This is a genomic window from Actinomadura luzonensis (assembly GCF_022664455.2).
In the GTDB taxonomy this organism is placed as follows: domain Bacteria; phylum Actinomycetota; class Actinomycetes; order Streptosporangiales; family Streptosporangiaceae; genus Nonomuraea; species Nonomuraea luzonensis.
Genome location: NZ_JAKRKC020000001.1, coordinates 1,188,899 through 1,210,145 on the forward strand (window position 1 = coordinate 1,188,899; position 21,247 = coordinate 1,210,145).

At 73.7% G+C, this 21,247-nt stretch carries 29 protein-coding genes; 20 read left to right on the top strand and 9 right to left on the bottom strand.

The features are described 5' to 3' along the window. Window positions 1-2 precede the first annotated feature (2 nt). Window positions 3-791: an alpha/beta fold hydrolase gene (locus tag MF672_RS05550; protein WP_242376185.1), complete on the top strand. Its 789-nt coding sequence runs from the start codon at window positions 3-5 to the stop codon at window positions 789-791. On the opposite strand, the gene MF672_RS05555 is transcribed toward MF672_RS05550, so the two are convergent. The 3 genes from MF672_RS05555 to MF672_RS05565 are packed head-to-tail and all read right to left on the bottom strand — an operon-like array spanning window position 772 to window position 2,516. Then, complete coding sequence (locus MF672_RS05555) at window positions 772-1,431, bottom strand: haloacid dehalogenase type II (protein ID WP_242376184.1); 660 nt, start codon at window positions 1,429-1,431, stop codon at window positions 772-774. The two genes, MF672_RS05550 and MF672_RS05555, sit on opposite strands and share 20 nt — an antisense overlap. Next, the gene (locus MF672_RS05560; protein ID WP_242376183.1) at window positions 1,428-2,012 is read right to left on the bottom strand and encodes a TetR/AcrR family transcriptional regulator; all 585 of its coding nucleotides are present in this window, start codon (window positions 2,010-2,012) and stop codon (window positions 1,428-1,430) included. Before MF672_RS05560 ends, MF672_RS05555 begins: the two co-directional genes overlap by 4 nt. 51 nt (window positions 2,013-2,063) lie before the next feature. Beyond that, window positions 2,064-2,516: a DUF2000 domain-containing protein gene (locus tag MF672_RS05565; protein ID WP_242376182.1), complete on the bottom strand. Its 453-nt coding sequence runs from the start codon at window positions 2,514-2,516 to the stop codon at window positions 2,064-2,066. Between the two features lie 115 nt (window positions 2,517-2,631). On the opposite strand from MF672_RS05565, the gene MF672_RS05570 reads away from it, so the two are divergent. Then, a complete protein-coding gene (locus tag MF672_RS05570) occupies window positions 2,632-3,126 on the top strand; it encodes an Lrp/AsnC family transcriptional regulator (RefSeq protein WP_242376181.1) in 495 nt (164 codons plus the stop codon). A 150-nt stretch (window positions 3,127-3,276) separates the two neighbouring features. Here MF672_RS05570 and pip read toward each other — a convergent pair whose 3' ends face one another. Together pip and MF672_RS05580 are read right to left on the bottom strand one after the other, a co-directional pair. Next, the gene (pip, locus tag MF672_RS05575) at window positions 3,277-4,239 is read right to left on the bottom strand and encodes a prolyl aminopeptidase (RefSeq protein WP_242376180.1); all 963 of its coding nucleotides are present in this window, start codon (window positions 4,237-4,239) and stop codon (window positions 3,277-3,279) included. A gap of 83 nt (window positions 4,240-4,322) precedes the next feature. Beyond that, entirely contained in the window at window positions 4,323-4,910 is a 588-nt protein-coding gene (locus tag MF672_RS05580) for a neutral zinc metallopeptidase (protein WP_242376179.1), read from the bottom strand. A gap of 317 nt (window positions 4,911-5,227) precedes the next feature. On the opposite strand from MF672_RS05580, the gene MF672_RS05585 reads away from it, so the two are divergent. Beyond that, a complete protein-coding gene (locus tag MF672_RS05585) occupies window positions 5,228-6,112 on the top strand; it encodes a hypothetical protein (protein WP_242376178.1) in 885 nt (294 codons plus the stop codon). A 49-nt stretch (window positions 6,113-6,161) separates the two neighbouring features. Here the strand turns inward: MF672_RS05585 and MF672_RS05590 are convergent, their stop codons facing one another. Further along, entirely contained in the window at window positions 6,162-7,391 is a 1,230-nt protein-coding gene (locus tag MF672_RS05590) for a cytochrome P450 family protein (RefSeq protein ID WP_242376177.1), read from the bottom strand. Between the two features lie 220 nt (window positions 7,392-7,611). Between MF672_RS05590 and MF672_RS05595 the strand changes: the two genes are divergently transcribed. The 9 genes from MF672_RS05595 (at window position 7,612) to MF672_RS05635 (ending at window position 13,980) form a co-directional block, all read left to right on the top strand. Further along, a complete protein-coding gene (locus tag MF672_RS05595) occupies window positions 7,612-8,205 on the top strand; it encodes a hypothetical protein (protein ID WP_247815169.1) in 594 nt (197 codons plus the stop codon). Continuing rightward, a complete protein-coding gene (locus MF672_RS05600) occupies window positions 8,202-8,990 on the top strand; it encodes a phosphotransferase enzyme family protein (RefSeq protein WP_242383641.1) in 789 nt (262 codons plus the stop codon). Before MF672_RS05595 ends, MF672_RS05600 begins: the two co-directional genes overlap by 4 nt. Window positions 8,991-9,030: 40 nt before the next feature. Further along, a complete protein-coding gene (locus MF672_RS05605; RefSeq protein ID WP_242383640.1) occupies window positions 9,031-9,633 on the top strand; it encodes a DinB family protein in 603 nt (200 codons plus the stop codon). Then, window positions 9,630-10,139, top strand: coding sequence for a nitroreductase family deazaflavin-dependent oxidoreductase (locus tag MF672_RS05610; RefSeq protein ID WP_242383639.1), 510 nt, complete (start codon window positions 9,630-9,632; stop codon window positions 10,137-10,139). Before MF672_RS05605 ends, MF672_RS05610 begins: the two co-directional genes overlap by 4 nt. A 113-nt stretch (window positions 10,140-10,252) precedes the next feature. Beyond that, window positions 10,253-10,717, top strand: coding sequence for a hypothetical protein (locus MF672_RS05615; RefSeq protein WP_247815170.1), 465 nt, complete (start codon window positions 10,253-10,255; stop codon window positions 10,715-10,717). Window positions 10,718-10,816: 99 nt separating this feature from the next. Continuing rightward, window positions 10,817-11,479, top strand: coding sequence for a hypothetical protein (locus MF672_RS05620; RefSeq protein ID WP_242383637.1), 663 nt, complete (start codon window positions 10,817-10,819; stop codon window positions 11,477-11,479). After that, window positions 11,479-11,844 carry a bleomycin resistance protein gene (locus tag MF672_RS05625; RefSeq protein ID WP_242383636.1) on the top strand — a complete coding sequence of 122 codons (366 nt, stop codon included), beginning with the start codon at window positions 11,479-11,481 and terminating at the stop codon, window positions 11,842-11,844. The genes MF672_RS05620 and MF672_RS05625 overlap by 1 nt, the downstream gene beginning before the upstream one ends. A gap of 169 nt (window positions 11,845-12,013) precedes the next feature. After that, entirely contained in the window at window positions 12,014-13,033 is a 1,020-nt protein-coding gene (locus tag MF672_RS05630; RefSeq protein WP_242383635.1) for a polysaccharide deacetylase family protein, read from the top strand. Between the two features lie 143 nt (window positions 13,034-13,176). Then, window positions 13,177-13,980 (top strand): polyprenol monophosphomannose synthase, encoded by an 804-nt coding sequence (locus MF672_RS05635; protein ID WP_242383634.1) that lies wholly within the window; start codon window positions 13,177-13,179, stop codon window positions 13,978-13,980. Here the strand turns inward: MF672_RS05635 and MF672_RS05640 are convergent. After that, window positions 13,934-14,524 carry a TetR/AcrR family transcriptional regulator gene (locus tag MF672_RS05640; protein ID WP_242383633.1) on the bottom strand — a complete coding sequence of 197 codons (591 nt, stop codon included), beginning with the start codon at window positions 14,522-14,524 and terminating at the stop codon, window positions 13,934-13,936. The genes MF672_RS05635 and MF672_RS05640 overlap by 47 nt on opposite strands. A gap of 76 nt (window positions 14,525-14,600) precedes the next feature. Here MF672_RS05640 and MF672_RS05645 point away from each other — a divergent pair, with 76 nt between their 5' ends. The 5 genes from MF672_RS05645 (at window position 14,601) to MF672_RS05665 (ending at window position 17,601) form a co-directional block, all read left to right on the top strand. After that, complete coding sequence (locus tag MF672_RS05645) at window positions 14,601-15,386, top strand: ABC transporter ATP-binding protein (protein WP_302893163.1); 786 nt, start codon at window positions 14,601-14,603, stop codon at window positions 15,384-15,386. Beyond that, window positions 15,386-16,006, top strand: coding sequence for an FtsX-like permease family protein (locus MF672_RS05650; protein WP_247815171.1), 621 nt, complete (start codon window positions 15,386-15,388; stop codon window positions 16,004-16,006). The genes MF672_RS05645 and MF672_RS05650 overlap by 1 nt, the downstream gene beginning before the upstream one ends. Then, the gene (locus tag MF672_RS05655; RefSeq protein ID WP_247815172.1) at window positions 16,003-16,710 is read left to right on the top strand and encodes an FtsX-like permease family protein; all 708 of its coding nucleotides are present in this window, start codon (window positions 16,003-16,005) and stop codon (window positions 16,708-16,710) included. The genes MF672_RS05650 and MF672_RS05655 overlap by 4 nt, the downstream gene beginning before the upstream one ends. A gap of 93 nt (window positions 16,711-16,803) precedes the next feature. Then, window positions 16,804-17,181, top strand: a complete 378-nt coding sequence (locus MF672_RS05660) for a helix-turn-helix domain-containing protein (RefSeq protein ID WP_242381798.1) — start codon at window positions 16,804-16,806, stop codon at window positions 17,179-17,181. A 9-nt stretch (window positions 17,182-17,190) separates the two neighbouring features. Beyond that, window positions 17,191-17,601, top strand: coding sequence for a VOC family protein (locus tag MF672_RS05665; RefSeq protein WP_242381799.1), 411 nt, complete (start codon window positions 17,191-17,193; stop codon window positions 17,599-17,601). A gap of 10 nt (window positions 17,602-17,611) precedes the next feature. Here MF672_RS05665 and MF672_RS05670 read toward each other — a convergent pair whose 3' ends face one another. Then, window positions 17,612-17,986, bottom strand: a complete 375-nt coding sequence (locus MF672_RS05670; RefSeq protein ID WP_242381800.1) for an SDR family oxidoreductase — start codon at window positions 17,984-17,986, stop codon at window positions 17,612-17,614. Between MF672_RS05670 and MF672_RS05675 the strand changes: the two genes are divergently transcribed. Together MF672_RS05675 and MF672_RS05680 are read left to right on the top strand one after the other, a co-directional pair. Continuing rightward, window positions 17,952-18,320, top strand: a complete 369-nt coding sequence (locus MF672_RS05675) for a MarR family winged helix-turn-helix transcriptional regulator (RefSeq protein ID WP_242381801.1) — start codon at window positions 17,952-17,954, stop codon at window positions 18,318-18,320. The genes MF672_RS05670 and MF672_RS05675 overlap by 35 nt on opposite strands. A gap of 77 nt (window positions 18,321-18,397) precedes the next feature. Beyond that, window positions 18,398-19,336 (top strand): GlxA family transcriptional regulator, encoded by a 939-nt coding sequence (locus MF672_RS05680; protein WP_242381802.1) that lies wholly within the window; start codon window positions 18,398-18,400, stop codon window positions 19,334-19,336. A 191-nt stretch (window positions 19,337-19,527) separates the two neighbouring features. Here the strand turns inward: MF672_RS05680 and MF672_RS05685 are convergent, their stop codons facing one another. After that, window positions 19,528-20,430, bottom strand: coding sequence for a LysR family transcriptional regulator (locus tag MF672_RS05685; RefSeq protein ID WP_242381803.1), 903 nt, complete (start codon window positions 20,428-20,430; stop codon window positions 19,528-19,530). Between the two features lie 230 nt (window positions 20,431-20,660). Between MF672_RS05685 and MF672_RS05690 the strand changes: the two genes are divergently transcribed. Then, window positions 20,661-20,972: an EthD family reductase gene (locus tag MF672_RS05690; protein WP_242381804.1), complete on the top strand. Its 312-nt coding sequence runs from the start codon at window positions 20,661-20,663 to the stop codon at window positions 20,970-20,972. Window positions 20,973-21,247: the final 275 nt, after the last annotated feature.

A 21,247-nucleotide genomic window follows, 5' to 3' on the forward strand; every position in this document is an offset into this window, starting at 1 on the left:
GCGTGCCTTATGCGACAACCGGCGGCGGAGTGAAGCTGTCCTACCAGGTCAGGGGCGACGGTCCGGCGCTCGTGCTGCTCCAGGGCCAGGCCAACGGCCACCGGTGGTGGGACTCCGTCCGTGCCGACTTCGCGGCCGCTCACCGCACGATCACGCTCGACTGGCGGGGCACCGGCGACAGCGACAAACCGGACGAGCCGTACAGCACCCGGGGGTTCGCCGCCGACGTCGTGGCCGTGCTGGACGAGCTGGAGGTGCGGCGGGCGCACGTGTACGGCACGTCGATGGGCGGCCGGGTGGCCCAGTGGCTGGCCGCCGACCACCCCGGCCGGGTGGGCGCGCTGGTGCTCGGCTGCAGCTCCCCCGGCGGCGCGCACGGCGTCGAGCGCGGCCACGACGTGCGCCGCTCGCTGGCCCAGCCCGACCGCGCGGCGGCGGAGCGGGCGCTGCTGGAGCTCATGTACACCCCCGACTGGCTGGCCACGCATCCTGGCCCCCACCTCACGGTCGGCGACCCCGGCATGCCCGCGCACGCCCGCCGCCGCCACCTGGCCGCGAGCGCCGGGCACGACGCCTGGGACGCGCTGCCCTCGATCACCGCGCCCACGCTCGTGGTGCACGGCACCGACGACGTGTTCAACCCGGCGGCCAACGCGCCGCTGCTGGCCGGCCGCATCCCCGGCGCGGAGCTGCGGCTGATCGAGGGGGCCCGGCACGCCTACTTCGAGGAGTTCCGCGAGGTGGCGAGCCCGACGGTGCTGGAGTTCCTGGCTAGCCGGCCGCTCGGGTGAGCGCGGCGGCCAGCGCCGGCAGGTCGGGGGCGCTGACCCGCGGCGCGCCCAGCACGCTCGGGTACGGCGTGCCGCGCCGGTCCAGGTAGGCGCCCACCAGCCCGGCCCGCTGCGCGCCCTCGACGTCCCAGGGATGGACGGCGACCAGGGCCGCCTCGTCCGGCCGCACCCCGGCGCGGGCGACGGCGTACTCGTAGGCCGCGCGGGCGGGCTTCCAGGCGCGGGGGCCGCTCACGTCGAGCCGGGCCTCGACCAGGTCGAGCAGCCCTTCGCGGGCCAGGATGCCCTCGGTCATGGCGGCGGCCCCGTTCGTCATGGTGAACAGCCGGACGCCCGCAGCGCGCAGCATCCGCATGCCCTCGGGCACGTCGGGGTGCACCCGCAGCGCGGCGAAGCCGCCCAGCACGTGCGCGACGCCCTGCTCGGCGAGGCCCATCCCGGTCAGGACGTCGCGGGCGACCTCGGCGAACCCGGCGTACCCGCCGGCCGCCGTCAGCGCGAAGCCGTCGCGCAGCACGCTCGCGAACCAGGTGTCCATGAGGTGGCCGGGCAGCCCCGCCTCCTCGAACCTGGCCCGCAGCGGCTCCATGTCGGTGAGCGTCTCGTTCACGTCGAAGATCACGGCCTGGGGCGGGGTCATGGGTGCTCCTCAGTGCGTAGGGAATCGAGCGCGGCGGACACGCCCCGCCGCAGGTCGTCCGGGTGCGCGCCGGCGCGCGAGCGCAGGTTGACCCCGTAGGCCAGCAGGGTGAGCAGCTCGGCGGCGCCGTCCGGGTCGAGGCCCGGGCGGAGCGCGCCGGGCTCCAGCGCGGCGCGGAAGGCCGCGCGGAGCCGGGCCTGGTGGCCGTCGAGCACCGCCCGGACCTCGGGGTCGCCGCCCTCGGCCTGGGCGTGGGCGTTGGTCACCAGGCAGCCCCAGCGGGCGTGCTCGCCGGTGCAGCGGGAGGCGATCAGCCGGTCGAAGAACGCCTCGACGGCGGCGAGCCCGCGCCCGTCGGCCGCCAGGGCGTCGAGGACGGGGGCCGAGCGGCGTTCGACGTAGCGGCGCAGGGCCTGGACGTACAGCTCGCGCTTGCCGCCGAAGGTGGCGTACAGGCTGGAGCGGCTGATGCCGGTGGCGGCGACGACCTCGGCGATGCCGGTGGTGGCGCCGCGCTGCCAGAACAGGCGCTCGACCTGCTCCAGCACCTCCTCGGGGTCGAAGTGCTTCACGTCCGGCATCAGGCGGGCTCCTTATTTTGGAACGACCATTCCAAGATAGCACGCCGCCGGTCAGCGCAGCAGCGGGAGGCGTCCGGTGAGCCGTTCCACGATCGGGCGCGGCCCGAACAGGCTGACCGCGTAGTACGACGGCTCCTCGGCCCGGGCGAGCGCGGCGAGGTAGTCGTCGTACGCGGACGCCCGCTGGGCGATGTCGGCCATGTCCGCCATGACCAGCTCCGCCTCCCCGGCCGCCTCGTCCCGCACGCGGCGGACGATCGCGGCGGGCGCGGCCAGCACCGTGCAGCCCGTCCAGGGCAGGCCCGCGTGCGCGGCCCCCGCCGCGTCCAGCCCGCCCGCCCCCACGATGGCCGGCACCGCGACCCCGACGGAGGCGGCCAGGCAGGCGGCGGCGTTGGCCTGCAGCCCGCGCGGCAGGTCGCGGTCCACGACGATGACCCACTTCACCGGCAGTTGTCCGGTCGGCAGGTCGCCACGGCGCTCCAGGTCGGCGAGGACGCTCATCACTACGATCCCTTCTCCGAAGTTCGGTCGTCAGATTCGCAGTGACACCGTCGTTCCGCCAAGGCGAGGCGACGATTTCCGAAGATAGTTCGGCGGCTCGTGGCAGGATGGCGTCGTGGACGAACTTGATACGGCGATCCTGGCCGAGCTGCAACGCGACGGCCGCCAGACCAACCGCGAGCTGGCCGAGCGCATCGGCCTCGCCCCCTCGACCTGCCTGGAGCGGGTGCGCTCGCTGCGCGCCGCCGGCGTGATCGAGGGCTTCCACGCCGAGGTCAATCTCGACGCCGTGGGCCGCCCCGTCCAGGCGCTCATCAACGTGCGGCTGCACCCCAAGATCCGCGAGGCCGTCGAGGGCTTCCGCGACCACGTCGCCGCGCTGCCCGAGACGCTGGCCGTCTTCGTCGTCTCCGGCGGCGACGACTTCATCATCCAGGTGGGCGTGCGCGACGCCGGCCACCTGCGCGACTTCGTGCTCGACCACGTCGCGCGGCACCGCAACATCGCCGACGTCCGCACCTCGCTGGTCTACGACCACATCCGCAAGACGTCGGTGGAGGTGCTGCCGCCGCAGGCGCCCTCCCGGCCCCGCACCCGCCGGCCAGGGTAAATGGGTGGTCACCAGGCGGGGGCTCCGGTTACCGTCATGATCGTGCGGACCCGCGGCCCACCGTACGGCATCGACCGACGGCGCGGCGATGGTCACCGGGCACCGTCCTGAAAGCTCGCGAACGATCGCGGGCCGCGGGTTCCCGCACGTTCACCGCCGCCCGGCGAACGCCTCCTGGGCGGCGAAGATCTCCTTGCGCATCGTCTCGCTGCCGGTGTGGCCCGAGTCGCCCACCATGACCAGCCGGGCGTCCGGCCACGCCCTGGACAGCTCCCAGGCGGTGTCGGGCGGGCCGCCCATGTCGATGCGGCCGTGGATGAGCACGCCCGGGATGCCGGCCAGCCGGTGCGCCTCGCGCAGCAGCACGCCCTCCTCCAGCCAGGCGGCGTTGGAGAAGTAGTGCGAGCAGATGCGGACGAGCGCCAGCCTGGCCTCGTCCGGGCGGTCGCTGTAGGCGTTCGGCTTGCCGTTGGGCTCGGCGGAGATCACCGCGTCCTCCCAGGCGCACCAGTCGAGGGTGGCCTTCATCCGCACCTCGGGATCGGGGTCGGCGACCAGCTTCGCGTACGCGGCCAGCAGGTGGAAGGTGTCGCCGCCGCGCTCGCTCTCCGGCACCCCCTGCCGGAAGCGCTCCAGCGCCTCGGGGAAGAACCGGCCGGCGCCCCGGTAGAGCCAGTCGATCTCGTAGCGGCGGGTGGTCGTCACCGCCACGATGATCATCTCGGACACCCGTTCCGGATGGGTCTCGGCGTAGGCCAGCATGAGCGTCGAGCCCCACGAGCCGCCGTAGAGCAGCCACCTGTCGACGCCCAGGTGCTCGCGCAGCAGCTCCATGTCGGCGATGAGGTGCTGGGTGGTGTTGGCGCTCAGGTCGGTCGCCGGGTCGGCGGCGTGGGGGCGGCTGCGGCCGCAGTTGCGCTGGTCGAACAGGATGATGCGGTAGCGCTCCGGGTCGAACGTGCGCCGCATGCCCGTGGAGCAGCCGGAGCCGGGGCCGCCGTGCACCACCAGGGCGGGCTTGCCGTCGGGGTTGCCGCAGACCTCCCAGTACACGAGGTTGCCGTCGCCGACGTCCAGCATGCCGTGGTCGTACGGCTCGATCGGGGGATACAAGCGCGGCTCCTTCCGCGGGGCGAATGTAACAGCGCTTGTATATCAGCCTCGCGGCCGGCCGCTCCAACCGTTTCCCGCCGCGCTCACGCCACCTTGGACGACGGCGCCGTCCAGGTGTTGCAGGAGGCCGGGTCACCGGTCCTGAACCCGGCCCGCATCCAGTTCTTGATCGAGCCCGTCCGGCCGTACCAGCGCTCCTCGCCGCGGAGGTCGCCCTGGATGAGGCCGAGCAGGGCGTACCAGTCCTCCTCGGCCCGGTTCTTCAGCGGCCAGACGCTCTTCAGGAACGCGCCGGCGAAGCAGTCGCTCTGAAGGCTCTCGCGCCGCGCCTGCTCGTGGAGCTCGGACTTGTTCCGGTACGGCAGGTCGTCGTAGGCCGCCGCGATGGCGACGAGCTTCTGCACGTGGTAGGCGTACGTGGCCGCCGCCGTCCGGAACAGCCAGAGGTCGGAGGGATCATCGAGCCACGTCTTGCCGATCTGGAAGACCAGCGTGTTCGTCCGGCCGCAGTACCACGCCTGGGAGTCGGCCTTGTCGATGTCGAAGCCGCAGTACTTCTTCGGAATGCGGTCCAGGTGCAGAACCTTGACCTTCTTGTAACCGAGCTCGGCGTTCGTCAGGTGCTGTCCCCAGGTCTTTTCCAGGCACCGGACGATCGCGTTGACATACACCCTGGCCTGCGCGAGATTTCCGCGCTTGACCCGGGGCTCGGTGCAGGTGGTCCTGGGCAGCGGGCCTGCCGTATAAAGCGGATTTTCTGTGAGTTGACGCTCTTTAACGGGATACGCGGCAGCGTGGGCGGCCGGTGCATTGGCGGCAACAGGGGCCAGCAGGGCGCACGCCAGCGTAGCGATCTTCAGGGTTTTCACGACGGGCGAGAATAGGGCCCCTCCGGTAAAGAGCGCTAGATCCAACTATGAAGTAATTCAAACACCACTAAGGGTAATGATCACTGCGGATGATCGAATAACCACCCGCAGGGAGCATCATGTACAAGCACGCCATCGCGGCCTTCGCCGCCGCCTCGGGCCTCCTCATGGCCGCCGAGCCGGCGCTGGCCGAGAGTCAGCCCGTCCACGTCACGCTCTGCGGCGACAAGGACGCCATCAGCATCAACGTCTCGCCGCCGCCGCCGCTGAACGGCGCCGTCACCGCCGAGGACTTCCGTGAGCTGCTGCGGGCGATCGCCGCCGGCGACTGGTCGTCGGCCACACAGCCGATGTCCGCCGCCGCCGCGCCCGCCGCCGCGTCCGCCCCGGCCGCCGCGCAGGCCGCCGCGGACGACGCCGAGCAGGCCAAGCCGCTCTCCCCGGGCCGGGCGCTGTACGAGGAACTGCTCGGCGAGGTCCGCGCCTGCCTCGGCGACCGGCAGGCGCAGGCCGCGCCCGGCGACGGCCCGGTCGTTCCCCCGGGCACTCCCCCGGCCGCCGGTGCGGGCGCGTACGCGGGCGCGGACGCGCGGCAGCCGGGATGGCTCGGCTCGCCCGACCTCGCGGCGATGCTCGAAGCCCTGGTCTCGGGGCCGGTGACCTGCACGCCGGGCCAGCAGGCGCAGCCCGGCGAGCAGGCCATTGCCCCGGCCCCGGTCGCGGGCGTCGCGCCCACCCCGGCGGCGGCGGCCCCGGCCGCGGCCCAGGGCCCGGCGGAGGCCAGGCAGCCGCTGCTCGACGCCGTCAACCTGAGGGAGCTGGTGGACAGCGTCCTCGCCGGGCCGGCGACCTGCTCCACGAGCACCGCCGCCGTCACGACCGCCGGCGCCGCGCCCACCACCGCGGGACCGCCTCCGTGGATGCCCGCCCCCGCGCCGCAGAAGCGCTCGTTCCTGGACAGCATCGGGCTCGGGGGCCTGTTCGGCGGCATCCTGGGCGGCTGAGCTGAGCCGGCGGGGTCGCCGGCCCAGGACGAACCACCCTGAACCCCCCTCACTCTTGAGGATCGAGCACCACGGGCAGGGCCACCGGGCCCTCGGTGATGAGCGAGGACGTGTACCGGATCTCCCCGGGAGGGACCGCCAGCCGCAGCCGCGGGAAACGCGCGAACAACGACGACAGCGCGACGCGCGCCTCCAGCCGGGCGAGCGGCGCGCCCAGGCAGAAGTGCGGGCCGCGGCCGAAGGCCAGGTGCACGTCCGGCACGCGGGCCAGGTCGAAGCGGCCCGCGTCGGGGCCGAACTTGGCCGGGTCCGTCCCCGTGCTGCTCAGGCTGACCATGATCGGCTCGCCGGCTCCGACCGTCGTCCCGCCGAGCCGCACGTCGCGGAGCGGGTAGCGGAACATCACGCCGACCACCGAGTTGCGGCTGCGCAGCGCCTCCTCCACCACCTGCTCCCAGGCGTCCTTGTCGCGGGCGAAGGCGAGCTGCTCGGGGTCGGCGCAGAGCGCGACGACCGCGTTGGCGATCAGGTGCACGGTGGTCTCGTGGCCGGCGATGAGCACCAGCCAGAGGATCCACAGCAGCTCCTCGTCGGACAGGCGGTCGCCGTCCTCCTCCTGGGCGCGGATCAGGGCGGTGGTGAGGTCGTCGCCGGGCTCCTCGCGCCTGCGGCGGATGTAGTCGCCCAGGTAGCCGAGCAGTCCCGCGCCGGCAGCCGCGACCTGCTCGGGGCCGGCGGCGTGCGAGAGCAGGGTGTTGCTCCAGTCGCGGATCTGGAACTGCTCCCCCTCGGGGACGCCGAACAGCTCGCAGATCACGATGACGGGCAGCGGCTCGGTGAAGAGCGGGACGAGGTCGACCTCGGGGGCGTGCCGGGCCTCGCGGGCGACCTGGCGGAGGAGGTCGTCGGTGATCTGCCGGACGCGGGGTTCGAGGCGCTGGACGCGGGCGGGGGTGAAGGCCCGGTTGATCAGGCCGCGCAGCCGCCGGTGGTCCTCGCCGTCCTTGGTGAGCAGGTGGTCGCCCTCGATGAGCTGGCGCAGCGGCCAGTCGGCGGGGATCGAGCCGTCGTGCAGCGCGGTGAAGTTGCGCGGGTTCTTGCTGTAGAGGACGCCGTCGTTGGTGAGGACTTCGTTGACCAGCTCGTACGAGCTGACGAGCCAGGCGGGCACCCGGCCCGGCAGCTCGATGCGGACGACGGGGCCGCTCTGGTCGCGGTAGCGGCCGATGGTCTCGGAGGTCCGCTCCGCCGGTGCGGGCAGCGGGAGTGGATTAGCCATGAGGTTTCCTGACATGGGCGAATGACTTCTTCACTCTCCGCGTTCCGGTCGGCCGGGCCAAGTGACCGAACCTGTCACCGCCAGGCCACATCCCCGTCCCCTGACCCACCATCACCACAAACAGTGACAAAAGGTACGAGGACCAGCGCCTATCCCAACTCCGGCGTACCCTCACGAATGTGACCTCCCTGTCGCAACCGCCACTTCCCGGAGGCGGCGCATGACCGCTCTTGGCCCGCGCGCCGTCCTCGTGCCCGATCTCGGCGAGGACCTGGCGCGGGCGGTGGAGGAGCTGGAGACGCTGCTGCTGACGTTGCGGGCCGCCGAGGAGGCCGGCCACACGCTGCCCGGCTCACTGGCGAACGGCACCGCGCTGACCGCCCTGCGCCGGCTGTGGCGCGCGCTCGCTCCCACGCAGGGCCGCCGCGCCGCCGCCGCCCGGCTGGCCGGCCGCCTGTACGGCCCCGGCCGCCGCCGCGAGCACCTGCCGCCGCTGCGCCTGGTGGACGTGGACCCGCTCGACGTCGCCACGCTGTCGGCCGCCGCCGCGGCGCTGGGCAGGGGCGCCGCCCGGTCCGGCGTCGTACGCGAGGCCCTGCGCGCCGGCGGCGCCCGCTACTCGGGGTCCGACCTGGTCAGCGTGGCCGCCGGGATCAGCGGCCTGCTCGACCTCGCCGACACGGCCGAGTCCATCGTGCTGCGCGAACGCCTCGCCGAGGCCGGCCCCGGCGCCGACGTGGTGCTGACGCCGGCCGTCGAGCAGGCCTACCACGCCACCGCCCACCGCCTCAACGCGATGTGGCCCCGCCCGTGACCCACCCCCCGCCCGGGCACGGGACCCGCCCCCGCCGGGCGTCCCCGAAGCCCGCGCGCCACGCCCTCACCCGCCGGGCGACCGCGGCGGCCCTCGCCCTCGCCCGCCGCCACGGCCTCCCCGCCGGCGACGATCCCGCCGTCCTCGGGAACGTCTTCTCGCTGACGCTCCACCTCCGCCCGGCCCCGGTCGTGGCCCGGGTCGCGACCCGCATGCCCCGCCTGCGCAGCCCGATCGGCGACTGGCTGCGCATGGAGCTGGAGGTGACCGCGTACCTGGCGGCCCAGGGCGCGCCGGTCGTGTCCCCGAGCGCCGAGCTGCCGCCCGGCCCCCACCTGGAGGACGGCTTCGCGATCAGCTTCTGGACCTGGCTCGAACCCGACCCCGACCGCGTCGCCACCACCGCCGACTGCGCCGCGATGCTCGGCGACCTGCACGCCGTTCTCCGGACGTACCCGGGCGAGCTGCCCCTGATGTGCGCCAACGACGTCCCGCGCGGCCTGGCCCTGCTGGACGCGACCGGCGACGTGCTGAGCCCCGCCGAGAAGGACCTGGTGCGGAGCGCCGCCGCCGAGCTGGCCCCGTTCATGGCGGCGCCGCCCGGCGACCTCCAGCCGCTGCACGGCGACGCCTACCCCGCCAACCTGCTCGCCACCCGGCGCGCCGGCCTGGTGTGGATCGACTTCGAGGACGTCTGCCGCGGCCCGGTCGAGTGGGACCTGGCGACCATGATGGACGCCGGCGTGGTCCGCGACCTGCTGCCCGCCCTCGCCGCCCACCGGTGACGTGCCCCGGTGGCATCTCCTCGGTGACACAATGTCCGGCATGATGGCATCGGACCAGAAAGCGGATCTCCACCGTTACCTCAAGACCGCCCGCGAGTCGTTCCTGTGGAAGCTCGACGGCCTGTCCGAGTACGACGTCCGCCGCCCGCTCACCCCCACCGGCACCAACCTCCTCGGCCTGGTCAAGCACCTGGCCAGCATCGAGCTCGGCTACTTCGGCGCCACCTTCGGCCGCCCGTCCAACGAGCCGCTGCCGTGGCTGGCCGACGACGCCGAGCCGAACGCCGACCTGTGGGCGACCCCGGAGGAGTCCCGCGAGGAGCTGATCGCCCTCTACCACCGCGCCTGGGCGCACGCGGACGCCACGATCGAGGAGCTGGCCCTGGACGCGACCGGCCACGTGCCCTGGTGGCCGCCGCACCGCAACCCGGTCCCGCTGCACCTCATCCTCATCCACGTGATCGCCGAGACCAACCGGCACGGCGGCCACGCCGACATCGTCCGCGAGCTGATCGACGGCGCGACCGGCCTCCGCCCCGAGAACAGCAACCTGCCCGACGCCGACCCGGCCTGGTGGGCCGCATACCGCGACCGGCTCGAACGCGCCGCCCGCGAGGCCGCCGGGCTGCGCCCGCCCGCATGAGCGGCGGCCGGCGGGCCGGCGACCGGGTCATCGCCGCGGTCCGCCCGTTCTTCCAGTGGCTGGCGGGCACGAGGGGCTTCGCGCTGGCCGGCTCCCGCGTCGTGCCCGCGCTCGACCGCGCGCTCAGCCGGCTGAGCGGCGGCCGGCTGCTCATGGGCGACCGCCTCATCCCCCACCTGCTGCTCACCACGACCGGCAGCAGGACCGGCCGCCCCCGCGAGACCCCGCTGGCCTGCCTGCCCGCCGGCGACGGCACGTTCCTCGTGGTCGGCAGCAACTTCGGCAAGGAGCGGCACCCGGCCTGGAGCGGCAACCTGCTCAAGACCCCGCAGGCCACGGTCACCTTCCGGGGCCGCGTCGTCCCGGTCACCGCGACCCTGCTCACCGGCGCGGAGCGCGAGCGCGTCTGGCCGGACCTCATCCGCTTCTGGCCCCTCTACCAGGGCTACACCGAACGTTCGGGCCGCGAGCTGCGCGTCTTCCGCCTCACCCCGCGATCCCCCTGAGCGCGACCGTGACCTTCCGGACACGCTGAGTAGAGGTACGGTGTGGAGGTGTCCCGCGGCACCTCCCTGCCCAGGCCCCCGCCGGCCGCCGCGGGCCCGAGAGGGTGATGACCGTGCCCGCCCACCTGGTCAGCCTGCTCCTGCCCGGGGTGCTCGGGCTCGTGCTGGGCGAGGCGTTCCTCCGGCACCAGATCGAGGCGCTGCAGCGGGCGCTCGGCAGCATGACGTTCATCGTCGTGGAGGCGCTGGGGGCGCTGCTCATCGATTTCCCCCTGGCCTTCCTGAGCTCGCTGCTCTACCTGGCGCTGACGCCCGGGACCGGTCCCGCCAGGGAGGGGATGCTGGCCGGGGCCCGCTTCCTCACCACGTTCCTGCTGCTGGTGGCGCTGATGGCGGTGCTGCGGAGGTTCACCGGCAGGTTCGACGTCGCCGGTCTGCACGCCGCCGTCCGTACGTCGATCATCGCCGCCCGCGACGGCCTGTCCTGGCGTTTCCCTCTCATGATGGGCCTGTTCCTGGTCGCCGACTACCTCCTGTGCATGCTGGCCGGCCTCCTCGCCTACCAGACCCTGACCTGACCCGCCCGCACCCCCTAACCTCGATGACCGATAAAGACGGCCACATCCTGCCTGCGCCGCCCTCGTCCCCGCGCCCTTTTTCTCGTTCATCATGACGGCATGTCCCAAGAGGTGATTCACGAGAACCCCGAGCTCGCGGAGCCCGCCGAGCCCGGCGAGGACACCCGGACGCGCCGGGACGGCCGCCGGCGGCGGTCCCTGATCGCCGGCCTCGCCGCCGTCACGCTCGCCGCCGCCGGCCTCGGCGCCTACCAGTACGCGCGGGCGCACGCCCCGCGCCCCGCGGACGGCGGCACCCCGCCGTGGCCGATCCCCGCCGACCCGCTGCCCGGCATCCGCGCCGCCGGGCTCGCCCCCGGCCCCATGGGCCACGCCGAGCACTACCACGCCCATCTCGACGTCTTCGTGGACGGCGAGCAGGTGGAGGTCCCCGCCGACATCGGCATCGTCGGCGAGGAGATGGCCCCCGTGCACACCCACGACGACCGCGGCGTCATCCACATCGAGTCGCACCACAAGGGCGACGTCTTCACCCTCGGCCAGATCTTCAAGGAGTGGGGCGTCACCCTGTCCGCCTCGCAGATCGGCGCGCTGAAGGCCGGCGGCGGCAAGGTGCTGACCACGGTGGTCGACGGGCGGCCGTACGCCGGCGACCCCGCGTCCCTCGTGCTCACGGGCCACCAGCAGATCGCCCTGGTGTACGGCACGCCGGACCCGTCCTTCCGCCCGCCGGCGAGGTTCACCTTCAAGTCCGACGAATAATGGAGCACGTGACGTTCGAGGAAGTGGCTCCCGTGGTGCCGGTGCGGGACCTGGACGCGGCGCTCGACCGCTACCGCCGGCTCGGCTTCGCCGTACGGGCCTATCAGGGCCCCGCCCGCTACGGGTACGCCGACCGCGACCAGGTCTCGCTGCACCTGAGCGAGTGGGACGAGCACGACCCGGCCCGCACCGGCGCGGTCGTCTACCTGTACGTCTCCGACGCCGACGCCGTGCACGCCGAGTGGACGGCGGCGGGCCTGCCGGGCCGCTTCCACCCGCCGGGCGACACTCCGTGGGGGATGCGCGAGTTCTCCTACGTCGACCCCGACGGCACCCTGCACCGCGTGGGCCACCACCTCCGGTGAAACGTTCACCGCCGAAACATTTCATTCGCCATAAAGCCACCTGAAACCGCACGACGATCCCCCACAAGCGCTTATCGCGCCGAAACATTTCTTTCCATCGTTGACACATTTCTGTGCCCTCTCCACAATGACCGGAGGTGAATCCGCCCCCAACGATCAAGGAATCAGCATGATCGACCGGAAGCGCCGCCCCACCCTGCTCGCCGCCCTGCTCGGCGCGCTCCTCGCCGTCTGCCTGGCCGCCACCGCCACCACCGCGCTGGCCGCCAACCGCGGTCTCGCCGCCGCCGACTGCAGCGCCGGCTACGTCGGCCTGACCTACGACGACGGGCCCAACCCCGGCAACACCATGACCCTGCTCAACGCGCTGACCTCGAACGGCCTGCGCGCCACGATGTTCAACATCGGGCAGAACGCCCAGAACAACCCGTCACTGGTCCGGGCGCAGCGCGACGCGGGCATGTGGATCGGCAACCACAGCTACACCCACCCGCACCTCACCCAGCTCGGCGGCTCGCAGATCCTGTCCGAGCTGCAGCGCACCCAGCAGGCGATCCAGCAGGCCACGGGCACCGCCCCGCGGCTGTTCCGGCCGCCGTACGGGGAGACCAACGCCACGCTGAAGTCGGCCGAGCAGCAGCTCGGCCTCACCGAGATCATCTGGGACGTCGACTCGCAGGACTGGAACGGCGCCAGCACGGCGCAGATCGTCCAGGCCGCCGGCCGGCTGCAGAACGGCCAGATCATCCTCATGCACGACCAGTACGCCACCACGGTGTCCGCCATCCCGCAGATCGCCGCGAACCTGCGCAGCCGCGGCCTGTGCGCCGGCATGATCTCGCCCTCCACCGGCCGGGCCGTCGCCCCCGACGGCGGCACCGGCCCCACGGGCGGCCCGACGTCCCCGACGCCCGGCGGCGGCTCCTGCACGGCCACCGTCCAGCAGGGCCAGCAGTGGTCCGACCGGTTCAACCTGTCGGTCACCGTCTCGGGCACGAACGCGTGGATCGTCACGGTCACCGTGACCCCGCCACAGAAGATCATCGCCACCTGGAACGGCAGCCCGTCCTGGGACTCCAGCGGCAACGTGATGACGATGCGCCCGAACGGCAGCGGCAACACCTTCGGCTTCACCGTGCAGCACAACGGCAACTGGACCTGGCCCTCGGTCTCCTGCCGCACGAGCTGACCCGCACACCGCGCGGCCGGGCGTCGCCTCCGCCCGGCCGCCGGCCCCACAGGATAGCCGCCCCTAGACGCTCACTTCGATCTTGTTCACCCCGTCCCTGCCGCGATAATCGACAATTGCCGGACGGGAATGAGGAGAGCGTTGTGGACGACGTGACCGAACCGAACGAGGCCGTTCCCTGGTCGTTGCCATCGCCGTGGCGGGACACGCGCGTCGCCGTCGTGGTGCCGACGTACAACGAGGCCGGCAACATCGGCGACCTGGCGGCGCGCGTCCTCGCGCTGGACCTGCCGCGCCTGCGGCTGGTCATCGCCGACGACGACTCGCCCGACGGCACCGGCGACCTGGCCGACGACCTCGCCAAGCAGGCCAACGCCGAGCGCCCGGACAGCATGCTGGTGCTGCACCGCAAGGTCAAGGAGGGCATCGGCCGGGCGCACCTCGCCGGGATGAGGCAGGCCCTCGCCCTGGGCGACGAGTACGTCGTGCAGATGGACGGCGACCTGAGCCACCGCCCCGAGTACATCCCGCACCTGCTCGGCACGATCCTGGCCAGCCGGGCCGGCCTGGTGATCGGCAGCAGGTACGTGGTCGGCGGCTCGTTGTCCACCGACTGGGGATGGCACCGGCGGCTGCTCAGCCGGTTCGCCGGCCGCTACGTGAACGCGATTCTCAACCTGTCCGTCCGCGACCCGACGGGCGGCTTCAAGATCTGGCGCCGCGACGTGCTCGAAGGCATCGGCCTCGACGCCATCCGCAGCGACGGCTACAGCTTCCAGGTCGAGATGAACTACCGCTGCAAGCAGCTCGGCCACTCCATCGTGGAGCTGCCGATCCACTTCGAGGAGCGCAGCACCGGCTCCAGCAAGATCAGCTTCGCGGTGCAGGTGGAGTCCATGCTCACCCCGTTCGCGCTGCGTTTCGGCGCCCGCCGCCGGCCGGAGTAGCGGCGAGGGCGGCGAACCGCGCCGCGTCGGGGGCCCGCTCCGGGTCTGCGAGCCATTGCGCGGCGAGCCCGACCAGCAGCGCGAAGTAGTGCGAGCCGACCGCCCGCACCTCCTCCGGGTCGCTGTCCGGGCCGAGCCCGGCGAACGCCCGCGCCAGCGAGGCCCGCGCCAGCTCCTGGCCGGCCGCGAGCATCCCCCGGATCTCCTCGTCCTGGCGGGCGGAGGCGACGGACTCGAAGTTGACGAACCAGAGCGCCCGGTTGGCCTGGACGGAGGCGATGATCCGGCCCCACAGGGCTTCCTGGCCGGGCGTCCCGTCCGCGCCGCCCGGCTCCTCCAAGGCGGCGAACAGCAGCTCTCCCCATTCCTCGTTGAGGTCGCGCAGAGCCCGCGTGAGCAGGTGCTCCTTCGACCCGAAGTGGTAGTTGATCGACGCCTGGTTGGCTCCTGACGCCGCCACCAGGTCCCGCACGGTGGTGTGCGCGTACCCCTTGGTCAGCAGGCACTCCCGTGCCGCCCGCAACAGCTTGTCCTTCGCACTCACCTGCCCTACGGTAGCAAATAAACGTTCGTATGAAACGATCGTCTAAAATCTTCGTTCACATCCGTAGGGAGTCCTCGTGACCTCGCATCTCTCCCCGGCGCTCGCGCCGCCCGTGCTCCGCATCCGCGACCTGCGCTGCGAGTACCCGGGCGAGGCCGGCCCGGTCCACGCCCTGCGCGGCGTCGACCTCGACGTCCCCCGCTCGTCCTTCGTCGCGATCATGGGGCCGTCGGGCTCCGGCAAGACCACCCTCCTGCACTGCGCCGCCGGCCTCCAGCAGCCCACGTCGGGCGGCGTCGAGCTGGACGGGCAGGACCTCCGCGCGCTCGACCAGACGCAGCTCGCCCGGCTGCGCCGGCGCCGCGTCGGCTTCGTCTTCCAGTCCTTCAACCTGCTGCCCGCGCTCACCGCCGTCGACAACGTCGAGCTGCCCCTCCGCCTGGACGCCCGCAGGACCCGGCCCGAGCACACCGCCCGGCTGCTCACCAGGGTCGGCCTCCGCGACCGCGGCTCGCACCGCCCCCACCAGCTCTCCGGCGGCCAGAAGCAGCGCGTCGCGGTCGCGCGGGCGCTGATCACCGACCCCGACGTGATCTTCGCCGACGAGCCCACCGGCGCGCTCGACATCCGCAGCGCCAGGGAGGTCCTGCGGCTGCTGCGCGAGCTGGCCGACCACGGCCAGACGATCATCATGGTCACCCACGACCCGGTCGCCGCCGCCTACTCCGACGTCGTGCTCTTCCTCGCCGACGGCCGGATCGTGGACCGGCTGCCGCGTCCCACCGCGCAGGCCGTGGCGGGCCGGATGGCCGTCCTGGTCGAGTCGGCGGAGCAGGCCGCGAACCGGGCGGCGGCGCAGTGATGCTGAGGATCACCCTGCGCTCGTTCGCGCACCACCGCGCGGGCGCGCTCGCCACCGGCCTGGTCGCGCTCGTCGGCATGATCCTGGTCACGGGCATGACGAGCCTGCTGGGCACCGGGCTGGCCGCGAGCACGGCCGCCGCCGACCGCCCGTTCCTGGTGCAGTTCCCGCTCATCATGGGCGGGTGGGCGGTCGCGATCGTGGTGTTCGCCATGGTCTCGACGGTCGGGGTCGCGCTCGGCGGGCGCGCCGAGGAGATCGCCGGCATCCGCCTGATCGGCGCGACCCCGCGCCAGGTGCAGGGGATGCTGGTGCTGGAGACGGCGGCCGTCACGGCCGTCGCGGCGCCGCCCGGCCTGGCCGGCGGGTACCTCGTCGGGTGGGCGGTGATGGGCGGCATCCGGTCCGCCGGGCTGACCGCGTCGGCGACGGTGTTCGCGCCGGGCGTGGCGCTGCCGGCGCTCGGCGTGCTCGTCGTGCTGGCCGCGAGCGTGCTCGCCGCCTGGATCGGCAGCCGCGCCCCGGCCAGCCGCAGCCCCGTCGCCGACGCGGCGCCGCCCGCGCGCGGCCGGCAGGCCGGCGTCCCGGCCGGCCGCGCCGCGTCGCCGCCGGGATCGTGATCCTCGCCGGCCTGGGCTCGTCGGCCGCGGTGCTCGGCATGGACCCGGCCGACGTGCGCACCACCGCGATGACCGGGCCCGGCTGCGTGCTCGTCGCCGTCGGCCTGTGCGTCCTCGCCCCGGAGCTCGTCGCCCTGGTCAACCTCACGCTCCGGGCCGCGCGCCGCACGGAGGCCACCGCCTCCTCGCACCTGGCCGCGATCAACCTGGCCGCCGCCCCCGAGCGGGTGCGCCCGGCCGTGACCTTCCTCACCCTCTTCGTCGGCGTCGCCGCGGGGACGCTCAGCATGCAGGGCATCGAGAACGCCACCGGCCAAGCGGGCGGCACCGGCCAGGTGCTCGCCTCGATCAACTACCTGGTCGTGGCGCTGATCGCGGCGTTCATGGCCATCGCGCTCACCAACAACCTGGTCGCCGCCATCAACCGGCGGCGCGCCGAGTTCGCGGTCCTGTCCCTGATCGGCTCGACCCCCGTGCAGACGCGGCGCATGCTGACCAGGGAGCTGGCGGCGGCCACGGCGGTCAGCACGGTCGCGGGCGGCGCCGGCGCGTTCCTCACCGTCCTGCCGTTCGCGCTGGTCAAGACCGGCGACCCGGCGCAGGCGGCGGCGCCACTCCCCTACGCGCTCACGATCCTGGTCGGGGCCGGCGTCACCCTCGGCGTCTCGTCCCTGGTCGGCCGGCGGGTCATCCGTACGGCGTGACGGCGCCCGCGCGGACCGGTCAGGAATCGAGAAGCGGCCGGCCCGGCGCCGCGCCTACCGTGATCATGAGGTCCCGGCGGCGGAAGGAACCCCATGTGCCACCCTTCGTGGACGCGCGCGCTCAACGAGGCGCACCGGCTCGGCGAGCTCGCACGCCTGCGGCGGGTCCGCGACCGCATCGACCGCGAGTACGCCCGGCCGCTCGACGTCGAGGCGCTGGCCCGCGACGCGGGCCTGCCCGCCGGGCAGCTCGCCCGCCGCTTCCTGCTGGCCTACGGCCGCACGCCGTACGCCTACCTGATGGCGCGCCGGGTCGAGCGGGCGGTCGCGCTGCTGGGCGCGGCCGGCCGCGACCCCGCCGAGGTGTGCGCGGCGGTCGGGGGCCCGTGCCCGGCCGCCTTCCACCGCCGGTTCGCCCAGATCGTCGGCACGCCGCCCGGCGCGTACCGGCGTGCGGCGGCCGGCGGCTAGCGTGGCGGTATGGACCTGAGCATCCACACGACAGTGCTGCCGCACGACGACCCGGACGCGTCCCTGGCCTTCTGGCGCGACACCCTCGGCTTCGAGGTGCGCAGCGACGTCGGGCACGGCAAGATGCGCTGGATCACCGTCGGCCCCGCCGGGCAGCCGGGCACCTCCATCCTCCTGGCGCCGCCCGGCGCCGACCCCGGCATCACCGAGGACGAGCGCCGGACCATCGCCGCCATGATGGCCAAGGGCACCTACGGCTGGATCCTGCTGGCCACCCCCGGCCTCGACGACGCCTTCGAGAAGGTGCGGGCCGCCGGCGCCGAGGTGGTCCAGGAGCCCACCGACCAGCCGTACGGGGTGCGCGACTGCGCCTTCCGCGACCCGGCGGGCAACCTGGTCCGCTTCCAGGAGGTGCGCTGAGCCAGGACCGTCACCTGGTGAGGTGGCGTCCTCCGGCGACGGACACGACCTCGCCGTTGACGTGGCCGTTCGCCGCCGAGGCGAGGTAGGCGACGGTGGAGGCGACGTCCTCAGGGGTGCAGATGCGGCCGGTCGGCGTCCGGGCCCCCTCGGCGTCGATGGCCTCCTGCCCGAAGCCCGGGTGGGTCAGCGCCCGTTCGGTGCGGGTGAAGCCGGGTCTGACCACGTTGGTGAGGACGCCGTGCCGGGCCTCGCGGACGGCGAGGACCAGCGCGGCCGCCTCCAGCGCGCCCTTGGCCGCCGGGTAGGTCGCCGCCGCGGGCATGGGCTGGCCGACCACGTCCGACGAGATGAGCACCACGCGCCCCCATCCCGCCGCCCGCATGCCGGGAAGGGCGGCCTCGATCACGGACAGCGTTCCCGTGACGTTCCGGCTCGGCGTCGAGCAGCCGACCGCCACCCGCAGCCTGGCCCGGCTGGAGACCGGCGGGTGGTTCCGCCGCGAGCCGGTGCCCGCCGACCGCCGGCAGGTGCGCATCGTCGTCACCGACGCCGGCCGCGAGCTGCTGCCCGCGATCGAGCGCGCTTGGGCCGAGCTCGCCGACGAGGCCATGGGCGAGGTGTCCGAGGAGCAGCGCCACGTCGTGCTGACCGTCCTCGAACAGGCCAACGACACGCTACGGGCCCTGGTCGGGGAAGCCGCCCTGGCCGACGGATGACCCTCCGGGGGTGGCAGGATCAGCGTGCACCGACGCACGCAATCTCGCCGACCGACCGACGGAGCCGTCGTCCCGCCATGCACATCGTCGCCGTCCTCGCGCTGGACCAGGTGATCCCGTTCGACCTCGCCACCCCCATCGAGGTCTTCACCCGCACCCGCCTCCCGGACGGCCGCCCCGCCTACGAGGTGCGCGTGTGCGCCGAGCGCCGGCAGGTCGAGGCGGGCGCCTTCGCCATCCAGGCCCCCTGGGGCCTCGACGCCCTCCAGGACGCCGGCACGATCATCGTCCCCGGCACCACGGCCCCGCAGGCCCCGCTCTCCCCCGAGGTACGCGACGCCCTGCGCGCGGCCGCCGCGAACGGCGCCCGCATCGCCTCCATCTGCTCGGGCGCCTTCCCGCTGGCCGCCACCGGCCTGCTCGCCGGCCTCCGCGCCACCACCCACTGGGCCGCCGCCGGCCTCCTGGCCGCCGCCCACCCCGACATCGACGTCGACCCGGACGTCCTCTACGTCGACAACGGGCAGTTCCTCACCTCGGCGGGCGCCGCCGCCGGCCTGGACCTGTGCCTGCACCTGATCCGCCGCGACCACGGCTCGGCGGTCGCCGCCGACGCCGCCCGCCTGTCCGTCATGCCGCTCGAGCGGGAGGGCGGCCAGGCCCAGTTCATCGCCCACGACCACGCGCCCGACCCCCGGGGCTCCGCCCTCGAACCCCTGCTGACCTGGCTCCAGGACAACCTCGGCCGCGACCTCTCCCTCGCCGACATCGCCGCCCAGGCCGGCGTCAGCACCCGCACCCTGATCCGCCGCTTCACCGAGCAGACCGGCACCACGCCCCTGCAATGGCTGCACCGCGCCCGCGTCCGCCGGGCCCAGCACCTCCTGGAGACCACCCGGCACTCCGTCGAGCGCATCGCGGCCGAGGTCGGCTTCGGCTCCCCCACGTCCTTCCGCGAACGCTTCAAGCGCACCACCGGCGTCACCCCCCACGCCTACCGGCGCGCCTTCACCTGACGCCGCCCCCAGACGGCGAGCGGCCCGCGCACCGCGGCGTCCACCAGCCCGTGCGGCATGGCAGTCGCGGGCGATCGTGACCTCTTCCCTGGCCGGCCGCTGGAGGAAATCGCGTGGGCGAGCGGGCAGGCGCGGCCGGATGACCACCCGCTGGTGCCGCAACCGCATGGGCGGTGGCGACCTCTTGGGCGTCAGTCCGGCAGCCAGCGCAGCTCGTGCGCCAGGGTTCTGGCGACGGCACGGACGCGGCGGTGCAGCGGCGACTGCTCGCGTGGGAGGACCAGGTGGTACGTCAGGCTGGGCGCGCCCCGCAGCGGTCGCCAGGTGAGACCGGCCGGAGCTGCCGTGACCGCGGCCTCGCCGGCCGGGGCGAGCGTGACCCCGTCGCGCAGGTCGCGCTGGGACAGGTCGAAGGAGACTGCGGGCGTGTGGAACCGGGGGCGCGGCCGGGCGTCTCGGAACAGTGCGGACAGTTGGTCGTGGATCACGGGGTTGGCCGCACGGTCCGGGATGCGCAGCGGGTACGCGGCCGCGTCGGCGATCTCGATCTCCGGGTGTGCGGCCAGCGGGTGGTGCTCCGCAAGCTGGACCCCGAGGCGCTGACGCCGCAGCAGGAACCGGCGCACGCCACGGCCCGGCTGTTCGCCGCGGGTGATCCCGGCATCGAGGCGGCCGTCGGCGACCGCGGGGGAGATCTCCGGTGTCGCCATCGGCATCGCGCCGACCTCGATCCCGCTGTTACCGCGCATCAGCCTGTCCACCAGGGCCGGTGCGGTCTCGGCCCCGGCGCTGAGGCTGTATCCGATGCGCAGCGTGCCCAGTTCACCGGCCGCCGCGCTCCTGGCGGTGTCCCATGCCCGCTCCAGCGCCGCCAGCGCGGGCGGCGCGGACTCCGCCAGAGCCGCCCCGGCCGCGGTCAACGCGACGCTACGCGTGTTGCGGACCAGCAGGGCCGTGCCGAGCTCCGTCTCCAACCGGCGCATCCGGGCGCTGAGCGCGGGCTGCGCGATACCGATCCGCGCGGCGGCGCGGGTGAAGTTCAGCTCCTGCGCCAGCACCAGGAAGTACCGCAGGCTCACCGTGTCCGGCGCCACGTGCCCTCCCCGCCGATTGATAACGATCCGTTCTGAGTCTATCCCGGACCGATCTTTCCCTAGACCGCACATAAAGCCCTAACCTGCGCATATGACGAGTCAACTGACCGCCGTACCGGACATCGCGCTCAGGCACACCGCCGAACTCGAGTCCGCCCCCACGGCACTCCCACGCGCTCCTCGAAACCACCTCCGCCCGCACCCGGCCCCACCTCTGGACGGACGTCGTCATGCATAAGCTGCTGGTCCTGTATCCCAAGCCCGCCGACCCCGACCACTTCCGCGACTACTACGTGACCAACCACCTTCCGCTGGTCATGGACTGGCCCGGCCTGCTTGCGTGGCGCTACAGCTTCGACGTGGCGGCGCTCGAAGGAGAAGCGCCGTACTTCGCGGTCTTCGAAGGCGAATTCGCCGACGCCGCCGCCATGGCCGCGGCGCGGTCGTCGCCGCACGGCCGGCGGGTGTCCGCCGACGTCGCCAACTACGCCAGCGGCGGCGTGGTCGTCATCCACTACCCGGTGCCGGACAGCGCCGCATGAGGCGGCCCGCCACGCTCCGGGACGCGTCCGGCCGGCCGTCGCGGCCAGGTCCGGCCGTCGTCGGACGCCGTTCGCTGTCGCCGGTCCGTTGAGCGCCCAAGGCAGGCCCATGACCTGGCCGGATGTCACCGTGGTCGATGCGTGCGTGCGACGCGACGGCCGGGGCGGCAGCCCCACGGCCGTCACCGACGACGACCCGGCGGCGACGGACGCGGACCGGCGTGCGGTCGCCGCCGCGGCCGGCACCTCGCACGCGGCGTTCCTCGGCCCGGGGC

Excerpts from the sequence above, each read along its gene's own strand:
- MF672_RS05595 (WP_247815169.1), top strand. The coding sequence starts at position 7,612 with ATGACCGCTCTTGGCCCGCGCGCCGTCCTCGTGCCCGATCTCGGCGAG.
- MF672_RS05585 (WP_242376178.1), top strand. The coding sequence starts at position 5,228 with ATGTACAAGCACGCCATCGCGGCCTTCGCCGCCGCCTCGGGCCTCCTC.
- MF672_RS05590 (WP_242376177.1), bottom strand. The coding sequence starts at position 7,391 with ATGGCTAATCCACTCCCGCTGCCCGCACCGGCGGAGCGGACCTCCGAG.
- MF672_RS05660 (WP_242381798.1), top strand. The coding sequence starts at position 16,804 with ATGTGCCACCCTTCGTGGACGCGCGCGCTCAACGAGGCGCACCGGCTC.
- MF672_RS05625 (WP_242383636.1), top strand. The coding sequence starts at position 11,479 with ATGGAGCACGTGACGTTCGAGGAAGTGGCTCCCGTGGTGCCGGTGCGG.
- MF672_RS05680 (WP_242381802.1), top strand. The coding sequence starts at position 18,398 with ATGCACATCGTCGCCGTCCTCGCGCTGGACCAGGTGATCCCGTTCGAC.
- MF672_RS05690 (WP_242381804.1), top strand. The coding sequence starts at position 20,661 with ATGCATAAGCTGCTGGTCCTGTATCCCAAGCCCGCCGACCCCGACCAC.
- MF672_RS05675 (WP_242381801.1), top strand. The coding sequence starts at position 17,952 with ATGAGCACCACGCGCCCCCATCCCGCCGCCCGCATGCCGGGAAGGGCG.
- MF672_RS05565 (WP_242376182.1), bottom strand. The coding sequence starts at position 2,516 with ATGAGCGTCCTCGCCGACCTGGAGCGCCGTGGCGACCTGCCGACCGGA.
- MF672_RS05560 (WP_242376183.1), bottom strand. The coding sequence starts at position 2,012 with ATGCCGGACGTGAAGCACTTCGACCCCGAGGAGGTGCTGGAGCAGGTC.
- MF672_RS05650 (WP_247815171.1), top strand. The coding sequence starts at position 15,386 with ATGCTGAGGATCACCCTGCGCTCGTTCGCGCACCACCGCGCGGGCGCG.
- MF672_RS05665 (WP_242381799.1), top strand. The coding sequence starts at position 17,191 with ATGGACCTGAGCATCCACACGACAGTGCTGCCGCACGACGACCCGGAC.
- MF672_RS05630 (WP_242383635.1), top strand. The coding sequence starts at position 12,014 with ATGATCGACCGGAAGCGCCGCCCCACCCTGCTCGCCGCCCTGCTCGGC.
- MF672_RS05620 (WP_242383637.1), top strand. The coding sequence starts at position 10,817 with ATGTCCCAAGAGGTGATTCACGAGAACCCCGAGCTCGCGGAGCCCGCC.
- MF672_RS05670 (WP_242381800.1), bottom strand. The coding sequence starts at position 17,986 with ATGCGGGCGGCGGGATGGGGGCGCGTGGTGCTCATCTCGTCGGACGTG.
- MF672_RS05610 (WP_242383639.1), top strand. The coding sequence starts at position 9,630 with ATGAGCGGCGGCCGGCGGGCCGGCGACCGGGTCATCGCCGCGGTCCGC.
- MF672_RS05605 (WP_242383640.1), top strand. The coding sequence starts at position 9,031 with ATGATGGCATCGGACCAGAAAGCGGATCTCCACCGTTACCTCAAGACC.
- MF672_RS05555 (WP_242376184.1), bottom strand. The coding sequence starts at position 1,431 with ATGACCCCGCCCCAGGCCGTGATCTTCGACGTGAACGAGACGCTCACC.